Raw genomic sequence first — 18462 nt, forward strand, 5'->3', positions numbered from 1 at the left:
CCCTGGTTATTCTTCGTAAAAATTCCTCAGGCGTTCGCGAAGCATCTCTTGATATTCAAATTCCATATCGTCGCGAATTAGTCGACAAACCTCTTCTGCATCGAATTCGAAGTTTTCCACCGGTGCCCCTCCATTCTCTGTTGTCTGCGTCGATCCTTTCCGATCATCTCGGCAAGAATCGCATTCCCGAGAATACGACTGCTTATAGCGTTGCCTGTCTTCGGGCATACAAGTTCAATGCGGTTAGGTGCATAATTGCTATTGATGATCGTCACTTTGCCTGAGCCAAGCCGATTGTTCAGCAAATGGAACAACTTGTCCTCTGTCCAATCCGTCGTCTTGCTTTTGAACAAATCATCAATCAGCAGTATGGGCACCTCCTGATAGCGGTACATAACGTCCGTCTCGCTTTCCTCGGAGTCGCGCTGGTACGTTGCTTTGATTTCTCTGAATAGCTTATCCTCTGTGACGTAGATCGCTTTTTGCTTCAGGCGTGTGAGCTCGTTGCCGATGCAATGCGTGAGATATGATTTTCCAGTTCCCACTTCGCTCATCCCTTGCTTCCTCGCCCGTTCGGCATCCCCGAAAATATATAGCCAAGTTCCGGTCTGCAGGTGACTTTCAATCTGTTCGACGAATGCACGTGCCAAAGCGTATTTCGATTCATTCTCCTCGTCGATCGTCGCCGTATCGAAATATCTTGTACGCTCATCTGGATTCATGCCCGCAGCAGCGTTGTATTTCTCGAAGAGCGTCGCCTTATAGCACTCGCAGAGCGGTAATTGCTTCGTCACTGGGTCGGTCTGTACAACCTCGTGCATTATTGGTTCGCCCTTTGAATTGATCATGCCGGATTCCACTTGAACCAGGATGTTAATGGTGCCCGTACCGTGACACCTTGGACAATCAGACGATAAGGGCGTCGAGCTCGTCGTCTGAGAACGCAGGAGTTCGGCCCTTCGTCGGAGCTCTTCCAGATCCAGGCTGTTTAGCATTACCTTGCGCAGCATCCCGTCTACCTCCTGATCGCATTAATTGTTCGTCTTCCCAGGCGTCGATAATGGCGGATTCGAAATAGGCAAAGCCCGATGGCTTACGGTACTTCGAACCTTCTCGCTCCTTCTTCCGTGCGACCATTCCGTTCATCACACGGATGGCAAATTCACTTGGAATACCGGCATTGATTATTTTCTGGACAGAGGTTACGTTCAATGCCCCCATGGTCCATTCACCTATCCCTTGTTCTTGACAGAATGCGTTAGCAAGCTGCCTATACTGGTTCTCGGATTCTTCCGTTTCACCTGAGTCCGTGCCCGTAGTAGTAGTAGTATTTTGGTTAGGTAAGGTTAGGTTAGGTAGCCCCTGCACATGCGCATTGTGTGCATTATCTGTGCATTGCACGTGCAGTGCACGTTCCTCGCTTTTTGGTTGTACATCCGGTGCACGTTCTTGACTGGTGCCACCTTCGCGTGTTGCACGTGCTTTTTGCATGCGTTGTTTGTTCGCTTTCTTCTTCTCAATAAGACGACCAGCATAATCATGCCAATCATGGATTATCGACCTATCTTCCAGACGCTCTATCCAACCAGCAGCTACCAGTGCCTCGACAAACTTGTCGGCATCACCTTGCCATCCAGCGCCGAATGCAATCACGAGATTAGGCAGCCCGGTTAGGTCGCCGTCTGGAGCATTATCAAGCGCCCAGGTCCAAAAACGTGACAAATGGCCGCCGGCATAGGTTTCATTGATTTGTAGCGTAGCAGCCAGTATTAGCGTCTTGCGATGGGTCCATAAGGACTGGTGCAGTTCGATCCATGCCAAAGTGTTTCCACCTCCTCCACTCGCTTCTGATGCATGCCTTGCCTGCTCGTCGGCAGCCCGATCCACTCGAGAGGCCGACGACAAAGGCAATCGCCTATGTCGCAAATCTCTCGCTTGTTAAATCAGTTGTAGGAATATATACTGGAATTAATTCAAATGCTGCATTGACCCAAGAGTGATCGCCCTGGCCGGCGGTCATTTTTATTTTTATCCGAAGCAGCTCCGCCTCAATTTCCTCGATCTCCTGTATAATCCACCAATCCCAAGTGCCGCTTGCCGATTGAAAATGCATGAGTCTGCGATAAAATGTTCTGAGCTCTTCGATTCGGTTTCTTAATTCGAACATGGACACGCCCCTCTTTTATCGAATATAGTGATTCGCCTTCAATTGCCTTCGATGTTCCTTCCAGACTCCAATCCAACTAAATCCATAATCCTTGCACAGGACCGCTGCATGATGAATTAGCGCGGTGATAGCTTCGAGGCTTTCAAAGACTGCTTGCTTAATCTGTTCCAGCTCCGCAGTAGTCAATTGATCGCGTCGCTTGGTCACGCGCGCGCTCTTGATTGCAATCAAAGCTTCTTCGATTTCTTCAATGGACTTCAGCGTCGTCGACGCTCGATTAAGTTCTGTGTTATTCAGAATAGGGATACTAGCTTCGCCCGCCGCTTCGTTCCATGCAGCGAGCGAAAGCATAGGATCGTCATATCTTGCTGTTGCCTCTCGCATAAAATCCTTGGTTGGTTTTCGCCGACCAGTCGTTATCTTACTAATTGCTGAATTGCTGATATGCATGGCCTCGGCAACTTGCAGCTGTGTTTCGTTGTTGTTTTCCATTAAAGCGCCGAGGGCTTGTCCAAAATCCATGGTAATCCCCCTCAATTTGTCCAAATTAGAGCCTGACCTTGTCCAGTCAGGCGTGATAAGATTATTTTAGGAATTGATGTTGCCAAGCCCATTCCCCTTATCCCGACATCTCTATTTGGAGTCGGGACCTTTTTTTATAGCAAACCACTGAAGATCATCAAAAATTACTTCCGGCTCAGTAATGATTAATTCCGGCTCAAGATGATCACCATCATAAAATGGTTCTCTTTCCAACTCACAAATGATTTTCTGCATGGTCTAACTCCCTTTTATTATTGATTAAATATTAAAGTTTCTCCGCTCTCCGAAGTTTCAGTGTCCAGTTATTTGCAGAAGTCCCGGTATTATTTTGAATCCAATCTGTATGATCTTCACACCATTGAAGCAACAGATGAGTGAGAACTCTCGGATGACCAAACTCTCTGATAACTGGGAAATCTTCGCGATTCAACAGCTCCGCAGCTTTCGTTGAGCCAATATCCAGAAGCTCCATGAACTGAGTGCGGTTCAAAAGCGGAGGCAAGCTGCTTGACAGTGAATGCCGTTCTAGCGCTGAATCAATCGCCGAGTTGATCATTCCTTGCAGCTGCTCATAATCGAATTCAAATTTCAACATAGATGTCACTTCCCTTCGCATGGTTTGCCCAATGCCATCTGCGAAATTTCGACGATCTGCTCCACTTTAAGCCGAATCAATTTTCGCAGAAATTGAGCTTTGCTCAACTAAATTTCGAAAAAAAATGACTTCTGTCAATTGGTTCAGTTCTACCTCGAACTTATCCGCGATAGCTGGCAAGTGTTTTGCTTTTAGTTCATTCTCACCAGATTCTATACGAGAATACCCACCTGGAGTATGGAGTCCTAGAGCTTCAGCCATCTCAATAAGCGTAAGCTTTTTATCAATTCTCATATTGCGAAGTTTCTCGTAATTGATTAACATTGTGTCCACCTCCAAATTTGATGTTTAATCAACTTATGAATTAATATTATTTGATGTTAGATCAACTGTCAATAAAAATTTGCTATTTGCTCAACATTGTTTAATGGATATGTCTTTGATGATAGAATATTTGATGAATAATCAAAATTGGGGAGGGGTGAACCGTGTCCCTAGGAACTCGTTTGAGGGATCTTCGTCGAGCAAATAAATTAACACAAAAAGAAGTAGCTACTCGACTCAAAATTGACAACACGACTATTTCAAAGTGGGAAGCCGACATATATGAGCCTAATGCAGATACTTTAAACAAGTTGGCTACTCTGTATGACACCTCTGTCGACCAACTACTTGGTCGGGAGAACCTGACTGTACTACATGGGGGTATTAAGAGAAACGCCCAGCTTGTGAAGCAAGAATCTGCGATTAAGGAACAAAACGCAGATTCTGACACGGATGTCGGACGAGCCTTCTTTGGCGGCGCTGACAAGTACACCGAGGAAGAAATCGAGGTCGCCCGTGCAGCTGCCAAAGCGGCAATTGAGGCTATGAGGAAAGCAAGAAAGCCCAAAGATACGTAGCAAATCCCCCAGCCGATGGGGAGTTGAAAAGGATATTTCATGCAATCGAATTTCATTATTTCTGCTTCTCTTACTGCTCTCCTTGCTATATTCTTGACATTCCTCGCCTATCGGAAGCACCGCGCCATGGAGAACGCTCTCCGCCGCCAGCTTCCCGTTGAAGCCTGGCAGGACGGCATCATGCATGACCGAGGCACAATTGAGCGCCACACGCGCGAAAAGGTCGTCATCAACGGTATGCATTATCCGAAGCAGTCATTCAAATTTCGGATTAAAAAATAGCCCAGCACTAACAGGGCTATTATTTTCCACCACAAACCGAACATACATTCGTATAATTGGAGGTTAGCAGCATGATCGACCTAGCGCTGTACAGGGAAACGGACTTGGAGAAGTGGATTAACCGCACATATCAGGAGAATGGGATTCGTTGCGCTGGCGATATGGACCTTGATCGCATTGCATCGATCTGGGGAGTGGAGATCCGAACGTATACCGGGCCGTCCTTTGCGGAATGGCGAGAGGAAGAATACAGCTTCATCTTTTTAAATGAATTTCTGTCGGAGAAGCAACGCCGCGAGGTCTTCTTTCACGAGGTATGTCACCCGCTGCAGCATACTGGTTGCCAGGACGAGGCAATGCCCATGCTGTTCCGCGAGCTTCAAGAGACTCAGGCCGGATTGTTCCAGCTCTACGCAGGCATGCCGGTCTACATGCTGGGAGAATTTAGGACTATCCAAGATCGTGATTATTACCTTAAGGTTTTATCAGAAGAGTTTGCTCTGCCGTTGAGAATCGTGGGACGACGAATTGACCAAATCATTCGGCGAATCCAGCAGGAACGAGCAGACCGCAAACAGATCGCGCTACAGTGCCCGGCCGCCCCACCGCCCTATAGTAAGCCTACCCTTGACTTATTGGACAAGCTGCACAGGCAGCTGTGCGGGAAACAGGTAGCCACAAATGGTTAACGTCGCAGTTATCTATACAGAGCACGAATTCTTCGGCGAACCTATGCCTTACTGGCTCGTCGTGGACTGCCGTGGGCTACAAGCGGACGACTGGGGCCGGTCCCTGTACATACCAATGGTCGGCCCCTTTGAAAGCCTGGAGATCGATGACAATGATCCGAGTGCGGCCGTCACTGTGCCGGCCAGCGCCATTATACGACACCCGGACAAGCCGGAACAGATCGGCATCTACCTACCCACAGTCACTGCGTTCGTGGAGGCTCGGGCCCGCCAAATCTCTAGCTACATTATTGAAAACAGCTTGATCAGACGGCTCGTGCTCCGCATCGCGGACGTCGAGGACCTGCTGCAGATCGATATTCGATACCGTATTCAGAATGGAGGAGATTCATGAAATGGCATCGTTTAAGAAAATACCGTCCAACAACAAGCAAGGGTATAAATGGGTTTGCATCAAAGATGGTCCGATTGATCCCGTAACTGGCAAGCGCAATCAGATTGAAAGACGTGGGGACACGAAAAAGGAAGCCGAGGCGCGCGTAGAAACCGCCATAAACTCGCTGAAGGACGGCGGAATCAATGCCAAACGGATTAAGAATCTCCATTTTGCCGAAGTAGCCGCTGAATGGATTGTCGAATACGCACGCGGACAGGTTAAGAAGGGAACGGTCCGATTGAGGAGCAACTCCATCGCCATCTTGAACCGCTATATCGCTGCGACAAACATAGATAAGATCACGCACCGGATGCATCAAAATATATTGAACGATCTTCATGAAAAGGGGTACTCTCGCTCTCATATCGAAGGTGTGCATGTCACCGCCAACCTGATATATAAGCATGGCTTAAAGGAGAAATACCGAAAAGACAATCCCGCTGCAGGAGCGATGATTCCAACGAGAAAGATGACGGTTGAGGAAATTGAAAATAACCCGATCGAGGAGAAATATTTTGAGAAGAGTGAATTAACGGAGTTCCTTGAAGCAGTGGAACAGCATGGTTTGCAGGACGACAAGGAAATGTTCTACCTGATGGCCTTCTCTGGTATGAGGAGCGGCGAGATGTGCGCCTTAAAGGAAACGGACTTCGACTACGAATCAAATGAATTTCGCATTACGAAGACGCTATACAACCCAGACAATAACTCGAAGAAATATTCGCTCGAGCCACCGAAGACAAAAGGCTCCATCCGAGATGTCGATCTGGACGAGAGCATAATGAATCTGATCCACGAGCATATCAAGCGCCAGAAAAAAATTCGCCTATCGGTTAAACTCTTTAACCCTGAGTACCACGATGAGAAATTCGTCTTTTGCAACGAGGACGGCTATCCGATTATTCAAAAGACCGTGAACCGGCGCCTCGAACGATTAATTTCGAAGACAAATATAAGCAAGAAAGCTACTTCGCATATATTCCGCCATACGCACGTCAGCATGCTTGCGGAAGCTGGCGTTGATCTTCCGACGATCATGAAGCGCGTAGGACACGACGATCCGAAGACCACGCTGCAGATCTATACCCACATCACTGAGAAAATGAAAAAGGATGCCAGTGTGAAGGTAAACATCCACTTCAAGGACATCCTTCCAGGCACCCGTATGCAAGAAATGTGAGTTTTTTGTGGGTTTATAACAAAAAAGAGGCCCCTAGAGGCCTCTTTTTCCTTGATATTGCTGGGTTTTTCAAAGCAGCTTACATCATGCCACCCATGCCGCCCATTCCACCCATGCCGCCCATATCAGGCATGCCTGGTTTGTTAGCTTCTGGCTTGTCAGCTACGACTGCTTCGGTCGTCAGGAACATCGCCGCTACGGAAGCTGCGTTTTGCAGAGCGGAACGCGTTACTTTCGCAGGGTCAACGATACCGGCTTCGAACATGTTCACCCATTCGCCGGAAGCTGCGTTGTAGCCTACGCCGATCGCTTCTTTTTTCAGACGCTCAACGATAACGGAGCCTTCTTGGCCTGCGTTAGCCGCGATTGTACGAACCGGCTCTTCCAACGCGCGAAGCACGATGTTTACGCCTGTTTTCTCGTCGCCCGTTGCATTTACAGCCGCTACTGCTGCATATACGTTCACGAGTGCAGTACCGCCGCCGGATACGATGCCTTCTTCCACGGCTGCGCGCGTGGAGTTCAGTGCATCTTCGATGCGGAGCTTGCGCTCTTTCAATTCGGTTTCGGTCGCTGCGCCGACTTTGATTACGGCTACGCCGCCAGCTAATTTAGCCAGACGCTCTTGCAGCTTCTCGCGGTCGAAGTCGGAAGTCGTTTCTTCCAGCTGCGCGCGGATTTGGTTGATGCGAACGTCGATGTCGGATTTCACGCCGGCACCGTCGACCACGATCGTGTTTTCTTTCGTTACGCGGATTTGACGCGCGGAACCGAGTTGATCCACGGTCGTTGCTTTCAGCTCAAGGCCCAGCTCTTCCGTGATTACTTGGCCGCCGGTCAAGGCAGCGATATCGCCCAGCATCGCTTTGCGGCGGTCGCCGAAGCCTGGAGCTTTGACAGCCACGCAAGTGAACGTGCCGCGCAGACGGTTAACGAGCAGCGTTGCAAGTGCTTCGCCTTCAACGTCTTCGGCGATGATCAGCAATTGCTTGCCGGATTGAACGACTTTCTCCAGTACGGGAAGAATCTCTTGGATGTTGGAGATCTTCTTGTCCGTGATCAGGATGAATGGATTGTCGAGGACAGCTTCCATTTTGTCCGTGTCCGTGATCATGTACGGGGAAAGGTATCCGCGGTCGAACTGCATGCCTTCAACCACTTCAAGCTCCGTTACGAAGCCCTTGGATTCTTCGACCGTGATAACGCCGTCGTTGCCGACTTTCTCCATCGCTTCCGCGATCAGTTGACCCACTTCTTCGTCAGCGGAAGAGATGGAAGCCACTTGCGCGATCGATTGTTTGCCTTCGATCGGTTTCGCGATGACTTTCAGCTCTTCGATTGCCGCGCGAACGGCTTTCTCGATGCCTTTGCGGATAACCATCGGGTTAGCGCCCGCAGTTACGTTCTTCAGACCTTCGCGGATCATTGCTTGCGCAAGAACCGTTGCAGTCGTCGTTCCGTCACCGGCAACGTCATTCGTTTTGGTCGCGACTTCTTTAACCAGCTGCGCGCCCATGTTTTCGAATGCGTCTTCCAGTTCGATTTCTTTCGCAATGGATACGCCGTCGTTCGTGATCAGCGGGCTGCCGAATTTCTTCTCGAGCACCACGTTGCGGCCTTTAGGACCGAGTGTAACTTTAACTGCGTTCGCAAGCGCGTCTACGCCGCGAAGCATCGCGCGACGAGCGTCTTCGCCGAATTTAATTTCTTTCGCCATCGTTGATAACCTCCTGGTTTAATAAATTAAGTAAAAAGCTGACCATGTATGTGGAGATAAGCGCTGCGGCTTAGCCCAAAATCGCGTGGATGTCGCTTTCTTTCATAATCAAAAGCTCTTTGCCTTCGTACTTTACTTCGGTACCGGCATATTTGGAGAACAACACGCGGTCGCCTTCCTTGACTTCAAGCGCAACGCGCGAGCCGTCTTTAAGAGCACCGCTGCCTACAGCGATTACTTTGCCTTCTTGCGGTTTTTCTTTAGCCGTGTCAGGCAGCAAAATGCCGCTTGCAGTCGTTTCTTCTTTCGCGATTGGTTCGATCAATACGCGTTCACCCAAAGGTCTGATCATGAAAATAGCCTCCTTTAAATAGTTGTGCATCTTTGTTAGCACTCACACTCGTTAAGTGCTAATAACCATTTCTAATAATACCGATTTCCAGGATGGATTTCAAGTCTTTCGCCGCCTTTTTCATAGGAAATTTACATGCCGCCCCGCTTGTCCGCCTCTTGATTCCATGGCAGCAAAAAAGCCGGCGTCGCCGCCGGCTTCTTAGTTTCCGTATTCTTCTTCCCAAGCCTCGTCTGCCAGAAGCTGCTTCTTGTACACGACGCTCGACAGCAAGACGCTGATTTCATAGAGCAGGATAAGCGGCGCGGCCACCAAGGAATCCGAGATGAAATCCGGCGGCGTCACGACGACCCCGATAATGATGAGCACGAAATACGCCAGCTTCCGCATTTTCCGCAGCCGCTTCGGATTCAGAATCCGCAGCTTCGTCAGAAACATGATGACGATCGGCAGCTCGAACAGCAGGGAGATCGGGATGAGAATGTTGAACAGGAACGTAAAATATTGAATGACCCCGTATGTCTCGACGAGGTTCAAATGCTTCGCGACGTCCGTCGTAAAATTGAACGCCATCGGGAACACGACGTAATAGGAGAAGGCTAGTCCGATCAGGAACATGATCAATACGAAGGGCACGAATTTGAGCGCAGCCCGCTGTTCCTTACGTCCGAGCGCCGGCTTCACGAACGCCCACAGCTGGTAAGCCCCGGCTGGCAGCGCGAAGATCAGCGCAATGACGAGCGCGAACTTCATGTACAAGCCGATTCCGTCCCAGAGGGAAAATGCATTCAGTTCCATGCCTTTTACCGGCTCTTGGTTCACCATATAGTTGTACACCGGATCCGCAAGAAGCAGCCCGATAATCATGCCCGCGACCAAGAAGACGAGGATGAAAATGATTCTGCGTCGCAGCTCGCCGATGTGATCGAAGATCGACATCATGCTGTCGCCGCGCTGGGTTTCTTTCGAATCGGCCGAATCCACGTTAGACACTGGTTGTTGCCACCTCTATTCGACACAGAATAAACCGGCTGCAGCCTGCCTTGCGGCGGCGCTGCGCGTATCTCTTCTCTGCGGCATGCATGGGAACGCCTCCGCGGGAGAACAGCTCCCAATCAAGAAAAAAAGCGGGCCCCACTTACTCTGGGAGCCGCTTGTCTTCGCCGCGATCTTCCGAACGGCTCACTTCGACCCGTTTGGATTCTTTGCGATCCTGATGATCGTCATCCATAATATCTCTTGCGCCAGCTTTGAACTCCTTCAGCGTGCGGCCGAATGCCCGGCCGAGCTCCGGAAGCTTATTCGGTCCGAACAGCAGCAGCGCCACCAATGCGATCAACAGAAAACCTGTTACGCCTATTCCACCCATGGTACATACCTCCTTCTTGTTGTGCTTGCCATAGAAATAAATCCGCTTCGAAAGCAGAGGTTCATCATGATCGTTGCTTGCCGATTCCAGTATCCCATGTCATGGCTGTATGCAAGCCGCCATAGCCCATGGTCACGATGTCTTCCCTTGTAATGGTGTCGCCGGCGAGAATTCTCGGCAGCAGCACATTAAACGAAGTGTACGGATCGTGCATGACGCATCCGGGAAGCCCCATGATCGGAGTCCCTTGCAAATAACCCATCAGCAGCATCGAGCCCGGAAGCATCGGCGTCCCGTAGCTGACGATTTCCGCGCCGGTATCCGCAATGGCCGCAGGCGTGCGGTCGTCGGGGTCGACGGACATTCCGCCAGTTACGACTATCATATCATAGGACTGTTGCTTCAAATAGTGTATTTCCTTGACAATTGTTTGTCGATCGTCCGGAGCAAACCGCTGTTCGGCGACCTCCGAACCGAGCGATTCCACGATGCGCCGCACGGCAGGGCCGAATTTATCCTCGATCCGTCCGGAGAACACCTCGCCGCCTGTCGTCAGCAATCCGATTCTGAACTTCCGCAAGGGCGTTAGGCCGATCGGGCCCCGCCCCTCATGCCGGGAACGATAATCGCGGACAAGCTGCTCTACGGCCGCGACCTTCGTCTCCTGCACGACCAGCGGGATGACCCGCGTCGCCGCTAGCTGCCCGCCCGGCAGGACGACGGCGTTCGTCCGCAGCGTCGCCAGGGCGATCTCGCCCAGCTCATTAATGGCATGAACGATGGAAGGCTCGATGACGGCCAGCGCAGGAACGTCGAGCGCGGATTTGATCGCGACCTTGCCTTCATGCGGTTCCGTCAGCAGGAGACCTTCGCCTTGCAGCGAAGCGGCCATCCTTCCCGCTGCATCGTCTTCATGTAGCTCGTCTTCGCCGAGCTCCAGGATATAGATATGCTCCTTGCCGATATCGAGGAGCTTCGGAATATCGGATTCCGCGACGACATGCCCTTTCTTGAAGAGCCGTCCTTTGAACTGTCCCGGGATAATCTGCGTCAAATCATGCGCCAGCACAAGGCCGACCGCTTCGTTGACCGGCACTTCCTTCAGCACCGTGCCATGCTTCCGGCCGCTCATTCCGCGTGATCTCCCGTGCGCCCGGACAAGATGCTCAGCGCATGCGGCAGCTGATCCATGATCGCCAGCAGATTCTCGTGCACGCCCTTCGGGCTGCCCGGCAGGTTAATGATAAGGGAACGCCCGCGAATGCCGCATACGCCGCGGGATAGCATGGCCCGGCGCGTCCGCTGCATAGCGCCGAGGCGCATCGCTTCGGCGAGTCCGGGAACCTCGCGGTCGATTACCTTAAGCGTCGCCTCCGGCGTCAAGTCCCGGGGAGCGAGGCCGGTTCCGCCCGTCGTAATGACGAGATCGGCTTGGAAATAGTCCGTCATTTCAATTAAAGCGGCCATAATCTCATCCTGCTCGTCAGGTACGATCCGATAATCGACGATTTCGCCTTGAAGCTCTTCCTCAACAAGCTCGCGGATGACCTGCGCGCTCGTATCCTCGCGTTCGCCGCGCGATCCTTTGTCGCTGGCCGTAAGCAGCGCCACTTTCCACTGCATTCGCTTCTCCCCCAATCCGATTTGTTTTATGTCGAAATGCCGATTACGGCATGAACGTTAAACGCCGTTAATGGAATAATCGCCGTTCTTGCCTCCGCTCTTGGAGGTCAGATAGGTTGGACCGATCACCATATCCTTCTGAAGCGCCTTGCACATGTCATAGACGGTAAGAGCCGCGGCGGAAACCGCAGTCAAGGCTTCCATTTCCACGCCTGTTTTGCCGGTCGTCTTCACCGTTCCTTCTATATATAACTCATTGGTTCCGTTGTCGCCGAATACCAGGTTTACGCCGGTCAGCGGAAGCGGATGGCACATCGGAATCCAGCTCGACGTATTCTTCGCCGCCATGATGCCGGCGACCTGGGCTACCGCAAGCACATCGCCTTTGCCGATCGTTCCTTCCTTGATGCGCCGCAGCGTCTCCTCCGCCATCGTGACGCTCGTGCGGGCGACGGCAACGCGAGCCGTTACTTCCTTGTCCGACACGTCCACCATGCGCGCGCGGCCCTGATCGTTAAAATGGGTCAGATCCATTGGTTTCCCCTCCCCGATATCCTAGCTCGGTCATCACTCCGTCGACATAGACATCGTGTTCGTCCATCGGAACCCGTTCCTCCAGCTGCGCCTCGAAGCCAAGGCCGATCCAGCTGGGCATCGCGGATCCCGTAAGCCCTGCGGCAGCGGACAGCCGTTCATGAAACCGATCGTAGTAACCGCCGCCGTAGCCGAGCCTGCCGCCGTTATGATCGAAAGCCAGTCCAGGAACGAAAACGACATCCGGCACGAATGCCGCTTTGAAGCGCCGCGCCACAGCCGGATCCGGTTCTCGAATGCCGTAGGCGCCGGGCGAAAGCTCATCCCACGCGCGAACGGCGTAGAGCTCCAGCGACCGGTCGATGCGGACGCAGCGAGGGACGATGACCGTCAATCCCATCCGCCAGCACCATTCGATGAGCAGCGTCGTATCGAGCTCGGAACGGAAGGGCACGTAGATCATGACGTTTCGAACCGGTATCCCCTGCTCGATTCGGCGACGCAGCCACTCCACTGCATGTTGGCATACCGCATCCGACCATTCCATGCGGCTGCTCTCCGGCAGCTCGTCCCGCTTCAGCATCGCCGACCTGCGGGCTGCCTGCTTTTCCTCCGACCGAATCATTCCATTCCCCGCCCTGCTTCAAGGTTCTTCGTCCTGCTGTTTCCTGCCCCTAATAGTTGTTATTTAGTTTACCACTGTTGCCCATATTTCGCCAACAGGACCGAATCGAAGCGCAGAGGCTTCACGGACGAACATGGTCGCGCGCCGTCCTGTTTTCATGTAAACTGATACAAAGGCATTTTCTTAAAGTTGGAGGTAACAAGAATCATGCTTCTTCAAGTTTCCGATGTATCCAAAAGCTATGGCGTCAGCAGCGTGCTCTCATCCGTCACCTTCCAGGTGCTGCCCCGCGAACGGGTCGGCTTGGTCGGGGTGAACGGCGCCGGCAAATCGACGCTGCTCCGGATTATCGCAGGCGAGATTTCGGCGGACTCCGGTACGGTGTATAAATCGAAAGAAACGACGATCGGCTACCTGGCCCAATCCAGCGGGCTGCAGTCGGACAAAACCATCGACGCGGAGATGCGGGCCGTATTCGCCCACTTGACCGATGCCGAGCGCGAGCTCCGTTCGCTGGAGCAGCAAATCGCCGATCCGGCGCTGCATGGCGACGAGAAGCAGTACGAAGCCGTACTGGAGCGATATGCCAGGCTGTCGGACTGGTTCAGGGCCAAAGGCGGCTTCGAAATGGAAACCAGGATCCGCAGCGTGGTGCATGGAATGGGCTTCGGCCAGTTCCCTCCGGATACGGTCATTTCCACCTTAAGCGGCGGTCAGAAGACGCGCCTGGCGCTGGCCAGAATCCTGCTCCAAGCGCCGGACCTGCTCATGCTCGACGAACCGACGAACTATCTCGACATCGAGACGCTGACCTGGCTGGAGGATTACCTTCGCGGCTACGAAGGGGGCATTCTCGTCGTCTCCCATGACCGCTACTTCCTGGATGCCGTCGTGGGCACCATCGTGGAGATCGAACGCCATAACGCCAGGCGTTATACGGGTAACTACAGCCGCTTCATCGAGATCAAAGCCGCCGAATTCGAGGCGCAAATGAAGCAGTACGACAAGCAGCAGGACGAAATCGCGAAGCTGGAGGATTTCGTGCAGCGGAACATCGTTCGCGCCTCCACGACCAAACGCGCGCAAAGCAGACGCAAAGCGCTCGAGAAGATGGACCGCCTAGACAAGCCGCTCGGCGATTTGAAGAAGGCGCATTTCTCCTTCGAGATCGAGCGCCAAAGCGGCAATGACGTGCTAGACGTGCGCGAGCTGTCGATCAAGTTCGCCGAGAAATCGACGCCTTTGTTTCGTAATGTGACCTTCCGCCTCGAAAGGGGAGAGAACGTGGCGCTCGTCGGTCCGAACGGGATCGGCAAGTCGACGCTCCTCAAGTCGCTCGTGGGGCAGCAAAACTACGAGCAAGGCACGATTCGCTGGGGTACGAATGTCAAAATCGGCTATTACGATCAGGAACATACCGGACTGAACAAAGCCAACACGGTTCTTGAGGAGCTGTGGAGCACCTATCCTCACCTCGAGGAAGCGCGAATTCGGACCGTTCTAGGCAACTTCCTGTTCAGCGGAGAAGACGTGAAGAAGCGTGTTAGCACGCTGAGCGGCGGCGAACGCGCGCGCGTCTCGCTGTCGAAGCTGATGCTGGCGCAAGCCAATATGCTTATTTTGGACGAACCGACGAACCATTTGGACCTGTACAGCAAGGAAGTGCTGGAGGCCGCTCTCATGGATTATGACGGCACGCTGCTCTTCATCTCCCATGACCGCTATTTCTTGAACAAGATGGCGGAGCGCATTGTCGAACTGCATCCGGAGGGCACGGAGCATTTCCTGGGAAATTATGACGAAATGATCCAGAAAAAGCGAGAAATCGAAGAGCTCCTGCTGGAAACGCTGTCAGCTTCGCAAGGAAAACAGAGCAAATCCGCGCCGGTTGCTGAAGCAGCGCCTGTCACCGCCTATGAAGCCGACAAACAAGCGAAGCGTGACGAACGGAACAGACAGCGCAAGCAGGAACAGCTCGAAAACGACATCGCGCGCCTGGAAGGCGAAATTTCGTCGCTGGAGCAGCAGCTGACCGATCCCGAGGTCTACAATGACTACGTGCTGGTCGGTACCATTCAAAGCGATATCGATACGCGGAAAGCTCAACTGCAAGAAGTCTACGACGCGTGGGAGGAACTGCTCGCCTAAGCCAGCTTCGGGCAGCCTGCTCCTTCGTATCCGTTGCCGACAAGATTTTCAGATTGTTTCATTTCATTAATATACCTCGTTAATCAATACCGAATCCGGACCGCGCCTGCGCGGTCCGGATTTTTTCGTTTAATGGTAGGACTGAGCAGGGGAATAGTCAGCCTGATGCCAGGCAGGTTTGGACCAAGCAAGAAAATCGACCAAGGCGTCAAATGACGTTTTGAGCGCGCCAATAGACGACACACAGCTTCGACTCTTCATCTCCCGAATCATTAAGGACTTTAAAGTCATTTCGACAACCTTCTAATAACAGAACGTGCAATTGCCAGCATTGTTCGATAGCCTCGTCCTTGTCCTGTACTAGTTATCCTCTCTGTCCGTGTCCCTGCCTTGAAAATTCGCAGCTTTCACACTCATCCTCATCGGCCGTGATCGGCATCTCTGCACTACATTGCATTGCAAGAAAAATGGTGAGTTTCGAGCAGTAGTGCACGCCGTGCACTACTTTGCAATAAAAGCGGCGAATCCCAAGCAAGTGGTGTACCCAGTACACTACATTGCCGGGAACGCGGCGACTTCCGTGCATGTGCTGCACCCCGTGCACTTCATTGCCGGGAAATGCGGCGAATTCCGGGCATGTGCTGCACTTAGTGAACTACATGGGAAGAAAGGCACCGAGCTTTTCTGGGATGAATCCAAAAAAACTTTATTTTTTTAAAGTTAACGCGATCGAGGCGCCTATCGACGATCTATCCCCGTTTTCCACAGGTTTATCCACAACAGTGGATGAATTGTGCGGCAATTCTGGCACCTATACGATTGAAAAAGCCGAATAAATTTACCGTTTCTTTAAGATTCCCCTTTTCAGCTAGTGGAAGCTAACAAGTTTATTCCCATTATCCACATTATCCACAGGTTGGCTGTGAAAAACTTATCCGACTTTTATTCACATCGCATTCGCGCATAAATGGCGGGTTTTTTACAGTTATACACAGTTTATTTCCAAGCTGTGGATAGCGCTGTGAATAAGGAAAAAGCAGGGGATCTCCCTGCTTTTCTCGTACATCTATATCCGTTGCCGATATCACGAGACCCGACTATAACGGTTATGCACCTGCAAGATCGTAGCGATCGCCTTGCTGCCCATTCATCTTCGCCTGCAGCGCTTTCCGAATCACCCGCAGCGCATCATGTCCGCCGCGCGGCGCATCCGGCCAATGCACGAGGTTCATCGGATGTCGATACTCCGCCGGCGTTCCCGCGTACCGGGGGACCAGATGGATGTGAAAATGCGGAACGCCGTCGCCCTGCACGAAGGCATACACATGCTCGGCGGACAAAGCTTCTCGCAGCGCGGCGCTCACCCGGTTGATCGTCTCGCCGACCGCCCTGGCTTCCTCCGTGCTCAGATCGCCGAGACCTGGCACATGCCGTTTGGTTTCCACCACGGCGTATCCCAAGTACGCAAGCTGCTCTTCCGCCCCGGCTGTCATCAGACTCGCGCTGACAACCGCATCCTCGTAAATGACGTCTGCCTCAGACGCGGCGCTGCCATGCTTCCCGCAAATAAAACACGATGCAATGGACATCGGCTACCCCCTATGACATTGGCTTCGGGCTTAACCGGACTTTGCTTCGGACTCTGTTTGTTTAGGTGCTTCTGCTTAACTAGACTTCGCTTCCTTACGCGACTCGCCGCTTGCCTGCACGCTCATGATCAGCTGATTGCAAGCTGCCACATAAGCCTGAGCCGATGCCAAAATAATATCGTTGTGCACGGCCGTGCCGCTGTAGCGCTTATTGTTATGCACCACGCTCACGACCGCTTCGCCGCGCGCGTCTTCGCCCGTAGACAAGGAATGCAGCTCCAGATCGTCGAATTCCGCTCCTACCGGGATCGCCTGCTGCAAGCAGTGGATGACGGCTTCAAGCGGCCCCGTGCCCGTTCCTGTAAACGTGCCTTCTTCCTGCGTTTCGCGTTCGCGGATCGTGACGGACGCGATGCGCGAACGCTGCGTGCCGGCCAATACCTGCAGATCGACGAGCACGTACGGATCATGCTGCTGATCCGTCGATTCGCTGGCGAGGCGTACCAGCACATCGTCCGGCACGATTTTGAGCTCGTCGGCTTTCGCCTTGAAACGATCGTAAACGTCCTGCATTTGCTCCTCGTTCAGCTCGATGCCGAACTCCGACAGGCGGTGCTTGATGGCATGGCGGCCGGAATGCTTGCCCAGAACGATCATGCTGCGCGGAATGCCCATCGCTTCGGGATCCATGATTTCGTACGTGTTGCGGTTCTTGAGCAGGCCATCCTGATGGATGCCGGATTCATGCTGGAACGCGTTGCGTCCGACGATCGGCTTGTTGTACGCAATCGGAAAGTTCATCGCGCGGCTCACCATGCGGGACGTCTCGTAAATCTCGCCCATGACGATGCCGGTTTCAGCGCCGACAGCGGATTTGCGCGTCTCGATCGCCATGACCAGCTCCTCGAGCGAACAGTTGCCGGCGCGTTCGCCGATGCCGTTGACCGTCACCTCGATTTGATCCGCGCCGGCTGCGATGGCAGCCAGGCTGTTCGCGACCGCCAGGCCGAGATCATTATGGCAGTGCGCGCTGAACTGCACCTTGTCGGCACCTCGGGCTCCGGCTCTTACGGCCCGGAACATGGCGCCGTATTCTTCGGGAAGCGCGAAGCCGAGCGTATCCGGCAGATTGATGACCGTTGCGCCTTCCGCGATGACGGCTTCCACCATCTCGATGACGAATTCACGGCCGGTGCGGCTGGAATCCATCGCGGAGAACTCGATTTCGTCGACGAACTGCTTGCCGTATGCGACCATTTGGCGGGCGATATCCACAACCTGCTCGCGGGATTTCTTCAGCTGGAAATCCAGATGAATGTCCGAGGAGGAGATGAACAGATGCAGACGTCTGCGCGTCGCATCCATCGTTGCCTTCACGGCCGCGTCGATATCGCCGCGAATTGCGCGGGCGAAGCCGGCGATTTCCACGCCTTGCAGCTCGCGGGAAATTTGCTGCACGGCCGCGAATTCGCCCGGGCTCGAGATCGGGAAGCCCGGCTCGATGACGTCGATGCCCAGCTTGGCGAGCTGACGGGCGATGACGATTTTCTGTTCCGGACGCAGGGTCGCGCCAGGGGACTGCTCGCCATCGCGCAATGTTGTATCGAAAATGCGGATGATGCGATTGGATGGTTCCTGCGTTTGATTGGCATTTGCTTGAGTTTGGTTCATGTCTAATTCCTCCTGATTTCGGTTTGGGTTTGGTTATGTT

Annotated in this window: 23 protein-coding genes; 6 read left to right on the forward strand and 17 right to left on the reverse strand. The window is 52.8% G+C overall.

Translation table 11 applies throughout. The annotated features are described in order from the left end of the window. Window positions 1-77 precede the first annotated feature (77 nt). The 7 genes from AC0YNU_RS27100 to AC0YNU_RS27130 form a co-directional block, all read right to left on the reverse strand. Window positions 78-1010 carry a DnaA ATPase domain-containing protein gene (locus AC0YNU_RS27100; RefSeq protein ID WP_475762110.1) on the reverse strand — a complete coding sequence of 311 codons (933 nt, stop codon included), beginning with the start codon at window positions 1008-1010 and terminating at the stop codon, window positions 78-80. Continuing rightward, complete coding sequence (locus tag AC0YNU_RS27105) at window positions 907-1821, reverse strand: hypothetical protein (protein ID WP_475762112.1); 915 nt, start codon at window positions 1819-1821, stop codon at window positions 907-909. Before AC0YNU_RS27105 ends, AC0YNU_RS27100 begins: the two co-directional genes overlap by 104 nt. 94 nt (window positions 1822-1915) lie before the next feature. Beyond that, on the reverse strand, window positions 1916-2167 hold the full coding sequence (locus tag AC0YNU_RS27110; RefSeq protein WP_475762114.1) for a hypothetical protein: 252 nt from the start codon (window positions 2165-2167) through the stop codon (window positions 1916-1918). Window positions 2168-2182: 15 nt separating this feature from the next. Further along, window positions 2183-2689: a helix-turn-helix domain-containing protein gene (locus tag AC0YNU_RS27115; protein WP_475762116.1), complete on the reverse strand. Its 507-nt coding sequence runs from the start codon at window positions 2687-2689 to the stop codon at window positions 2183-2185. 111 nt (window positions 2690-2800) lie between these two features. Next, window positions 2801-2944 carry a hypothetical protein gene (locus AC0YNU_RS27120; RefSeq protein ID WP_475762118.1) on the reverse strand — a complete coding sequence of 48 codons (144 nt, stop codon included), beginning with the start codon at window positions 2942-2944 and terminating at the stop codon, window positions 2801-2803. 31 nt (window positions 2945-2975) lie between these two features. Beyond that, the gene (locus tag AC0YNU_RS27125) at window positions 2976-3305 is read right to left on the reverse strand and encodes a DNA-binding protein (protein WP_475762120.1); all 330 of its coding nucleotides are present in this window, start codon (window positions 3303-3305) and stop codon (window positions 2976-2978) included. Window positions 3306-3371: 66 nt separating this feature from the next. Further along, window positions 3372-3629 (reverse strand): helix-turn-helix domain-containing protein, encoded by a 258-nt coding sequence (locus AC0YNU_RS27130; protein WP_475762122.1) that lies wholly within the window; start codon window positions 3627-3629, stop codon window positions 3372-3374. 164 nt (window positions 3630-3793) lie between these two features. Here AC0YNU_RS27130 and AC0YNU_RS27135 point away from each other — a divergent pair, with 164 nt between their 5' ends. From AC0YNU_RS27135 to AC0YNU_RS27155, 5 genes are all read left to right on the forward strand, one after another. Then, complete coding sequence (locus AC0YNU_RS27135; protein WP_475762123.1) at window positions 3794-4207, forward strand: helix-turn-helix domain-containing protein; 414 nt, start codon at window positions 3794-3796, stop codon at window positions 4205-4207. A gap of 39 nt (window positions 4208-4246) precedes the next feature. Then, complete coding sequence (locus AC0YNU_RS27140) at window positions 4247-4489, forward strand: hypothetical protein (RefSeq protein WP_475762125.1); 243 nt, start codon at window positions 4247-4249, stop codon at window positions 4487-4489. Window positions 4490-4560: 71 nt separating this feature from the next. Then, entirely contained in the window at window positions 4561-5178 is a 618-nt protein-coding gene (locus AC0YNU_RS27145) for an ImmA/IrrE family metallo-endopeptidase (protein WP_475762127.1), read from the forward strand. Further along, window positions 5171-5572 (forward strand): hypothetical protein, encoded by a 402-nt coding sequence (locus tag AC0YNU_RS27150; protein WP_475762129.1) that lies wholly within the window; start codon window positions 5171-5173, stop codon window positions 5570-5572. The genes AC0YNU_RS27145 and AC0YNU_RS27150 overlap by 8 nt, the downstream gene beginning before the upstream one ends. Window position 5573: 1 nt before the next feature. Then, window positions 5574-6794 (forward strand): tyrosine-type recombinase/integrase, encoded by a 1221-nt coding sequence (locus tag AC0YNU_RS27155; RefSeq protein ID WP_475762131.1) that lies wholly within the window; start codon window positions 5574-5576, stop codon window positions 6792-6794. A gap of 79 nt (window positions 6795-6873) precedes the next feature. Here the strand turns inward: AC0YNU_RS27155 and groL are convergent, their stop codons facing one another. From groL to AC0YNU_RS27195, 8 genes are all read right to left on the reverse strand, one after another. Beyond that, complete coding sequence (groL, locus tag AC0YNU_RS27160; RefSeq protein ID WP_475762133.1) at window positions 6874-8511, reverse strand: chaperonin GroEL; 1638 nt, start codon at window positions 8509-8511, stop codon at window positions 6874-6876. Between the two features lie 70 nt (window positions 8512-8581). Beyond that, complete coding sequence (gene groES / locus AC0YNU_RS27165) at window positions 8582-8863, reverse strand: co-chaperone GroES (RefSeq protein ID WP_475762135.1); 282 nt, start codon at window positions 8861-8863, stop codon at window positions 8582-8584. 201 nt (window positions 8864-9064) lie between these two features. Continuing rightward, window positions 9065-9805, reverse strand: coding sequence for a twin-arginine translocase subunit TatC (tatC, locus tag AC0YNU_RS27170; RefSeq protein ID WP_475762314.1), 741 nt, complete (start codon window positions 9803-9805; stop codon window positions 9065-9067). A gap of 196 nt (window positions 9806-10001) precedes the next feature. Beyond that, window positions 10002-10232: a twin-arginine translocase TatA/TatE family subunit gene (locus AC0YNU_RS27175; RefSeq protein ID WP_161698580.1), complete on the reverse strand. Its 231-nt coding sequence runs from the start codon at window positions 10230-10232 to the stop codon at window positions 10002-10004. A 64-nt stretch (window positions 10233-10296) separates the two neighbouring features. Continuing rightward, a complete protein-coding gene (locus AC0YNU_RS27180; protein ID WP_475762137.1) occupies window positions 10297-11364 on the reverse strand; it encodes a molybdopterin-binding protein in 1068 nt (355 codons plus the stop codon). Beyond that, window positions 11361-11855 (reverse strand): MogA/MoaB family molybdenum cofactor biosynthesis protein, encoded by a 495-nt coding sequence (locus AC0YNU_RS27185; RefSeq protein ID WP_475762139.1) that lies wholly within the window; start codon window positions 11853-11855, stop codon window positions 11361-11363. The genes AC0YNU_RS27180 and AC0YNU_RS27185 overlap by 4 nt, the downstream gene beginning before the upstream one ends. 57 nt (window positions 11856-11912) lie before the next feature. Next, window positions 11913-12389: a cyclic pyranopterin monophosphate synthase MoaC gene (gene moaC, locus AC0YNU_RS27190; RefSeq protein WP_475762141.1), complete on the reverse strand. Its 477-nt coding sequence runs from the start codon at window positions 12387-12389 to the stop codon at window positions 11913-11915. Further along, window positions 12370-13014 carry a 5-formyltetrahydrofolate cyclo-ligase gene (locus tag AC0YNU_RS27195; protein ID WP_475762143.1) on the reverse strand — a complete coding sequence of 215 codons (645 nt, stop codon included), beginning with the start codon at window positions 13012-13014 and terminating at the stop codon, window positions 12370-12372. Before AC0YNU_RS27195 ends, moaC begins: the two co-directional genes overlap by 20 nt. A gap of 207 nt (window positions 13015-13221) precedes the next feature. Here AC0YNU_RS27195 and AC0YNU_RS27200 point away from each other — a divergent pair, with 207 nt between their 5' ends. Continuing rightward, on the forward strand, window positions 13222-15162 hold the full coding sequence (locus tag AC0YNU_RS27200; protein WP_475762145.1) for an ABC-F family ATP-binding cassette domain-containing protein: 1941 nt from the start codon (window positions 13222-13224) through the stop codon (window positions 15160-15162). A gap of 1106 nt (window positions 15163-16268) precedes the next feature. Here the strand turns inward: AC0YNU_RS27200 and AC0YNU_RS27205 are convergent. Next, window positions 16269-16751, reverse strand: a complete 483-nt coding sequence (locus AC0YNU_RS27205; protein WP_475762147.1) for an HIT family protein — start codon at window positions 16749-16751, stop codon at window positions 16269-16271. Between the two features lie 75 nt (window positions 16752-16826). Continuing rightward, window positions 16827-18422, reverse strand: a complete 1596-nt coding sequence (locus AC0YNU_RS27210) for a 2-isopropylmalate synthase (RefSeq protein ID WP_475762149.1) — start codon at window positions 18420-18422, stop codon at window positions 16827-16829. Window positions 18423-18462 lie beyond the last annotated feature (40 nt).

The sequence above is a fragment of the Paenibacillus sp. J31P316 genome (assembly GCF_056269105.1).

Coding starts and splice junctions, on each gene's coding strand:
- AC0YNU_RS27100 (WP_475762110.1), bottom strand. CDS start 1,010: ATGCTGCGCAAGGTAATGCTAAACAGCCTGGATCTGGAAGAGCTCCGA.
- AC0YNU_RS27110 (WP_475762114.1), bottom strand. CDS start 2,167: ATGTTCGAATTAAGAAACCGAATCGAAGAGCTCAGAACATTTTATCGC.
- AC0YNU_RS27115 (WP_475762116.1), bottom strand. CDS start 2,689: ATGGATTTTGGACAAGCCCTCGGCGCTTTAATGGAAAACAACAACGAA.
- AC0YNU_RS27120 (WP_475762118.1), bottom strand. CDS start 2,944: ATGCAGAAAATCATTTGTGAGTTGGAAAGAGAACCATTTTATGATGGT.
- AC0YNU_RS27125 (WP_475762120.1), bottom strand. CDS start 3,305: ATGTTGAAATTTGAATTCGATTATGAGCAGCTGCAAGGAATGATCAAC.
- AC0YNU_RS27130 (WP_475762122.1), bottom strand. CDS start 3,629: ATGTTAATCAATTACGAGAAACTTCGCAATATGAGAATTGATAAAAAG.
- AC0YNU_RS27140 (WP_475762125.1), top strand. CDS start 4,247: ATGCAATCGAATTTCATTATTTCTGCTTCTCTTACTGCTCTCCTTGCT.
- AC0YNU_RS27145 (WP_475762127.1), top strand. CDS start 4,561: ATGATCGACCTAGCGCTGTACAGGGAAACGGACTTGGAGAAGTGGATT.
- AC0YNU_RS27150 (WP_475762129.1), top strand. CDS start 5,171: ATGGTTAACGTCGCAGTTATCTATACAGAGCACGAATTCTTCGGCGAA.
- AC0YNU_RS27155 (WP_475762131.1), top strand. CDS start 5,574: ATGGCATCGTTTAAGAAAATACCGTCCAACAACAAGCAAGGGTATAAA.
- groL (WP_475762133.1), bottom strand. CDS start 8,511: ATGGCGAAAGAAATTAAATTCGGCGAAGACGCTCGTCGCGCGATGCTT.
- groES (WP_475762135.1), bottom strand. CDS start 8,863: ATGATCAGACCTTTGGGTGAACGCGTATTGATCGAACCAATCGCGAAA.
- tatC (WP_475762314.1), bottom strand. CDS start 9,805: ATGATGTCGATCTTCGATCACATCGGCGAGCTGCGACGCAGAATCATT.
- AC0YNU_RS27175 (WP_161698580.1), bottom strand. CDS start 10,232: ATGGGTGGAATAGGCGTAACAGGTTTTCTGTTGATCGCATTGGTGGCG.
- AC0YNU_RS27180 (WP_475762137.1), bottom strand. CDS start 11,364: ATGAGCGGCCGGAAGCATGGCACGGTGCTGAAGGAAGTGCCGGTCAAC.
- AC0YNU_RS27185 (WP_475762139.1), bottom strand. CDS start 11,855: ATGCAGTGGAAAGTGGCGCTGCTTACGGCCAGCGACAAAGGATCGCGC.
- moaC (WP_475762141.1), bottom strand. CDS start 12,389: ATGGATCTGACCCATTTTAACGATCAGGGCCGCGCGCGCATGGTGGAC.
- AC0YNU_RS27195 (WP_475762143.1), bottom strand. CDS start 13,014: ATGATTCGGTCGGAGGAAAAGCAGGCAGCCCGCAGGTCGGCGATGCTG.
- AC0YNU_RS27200 (WP_475762145.1), top strand. CDS start 13,222: ATGCTTCTTCAAGTTTCCGATGTATCCAAAAGCTATGGCGTCAGCAGC.
- AC0YNU_RS27205 (WP_475762147.1), bottom strand. CDS start 16,751: ATGTCCATTGCATCGTGTTTTATTTGCGGGAAGCATGGCAGCGCCGCG.
- AC0YNU_RS27210 (WP_475762149.1), bottom strand. CDS start 18,422: ATGAACCAAACTCAAGCAAATGCCAATCAAACGCAGGAACCATCCAAT.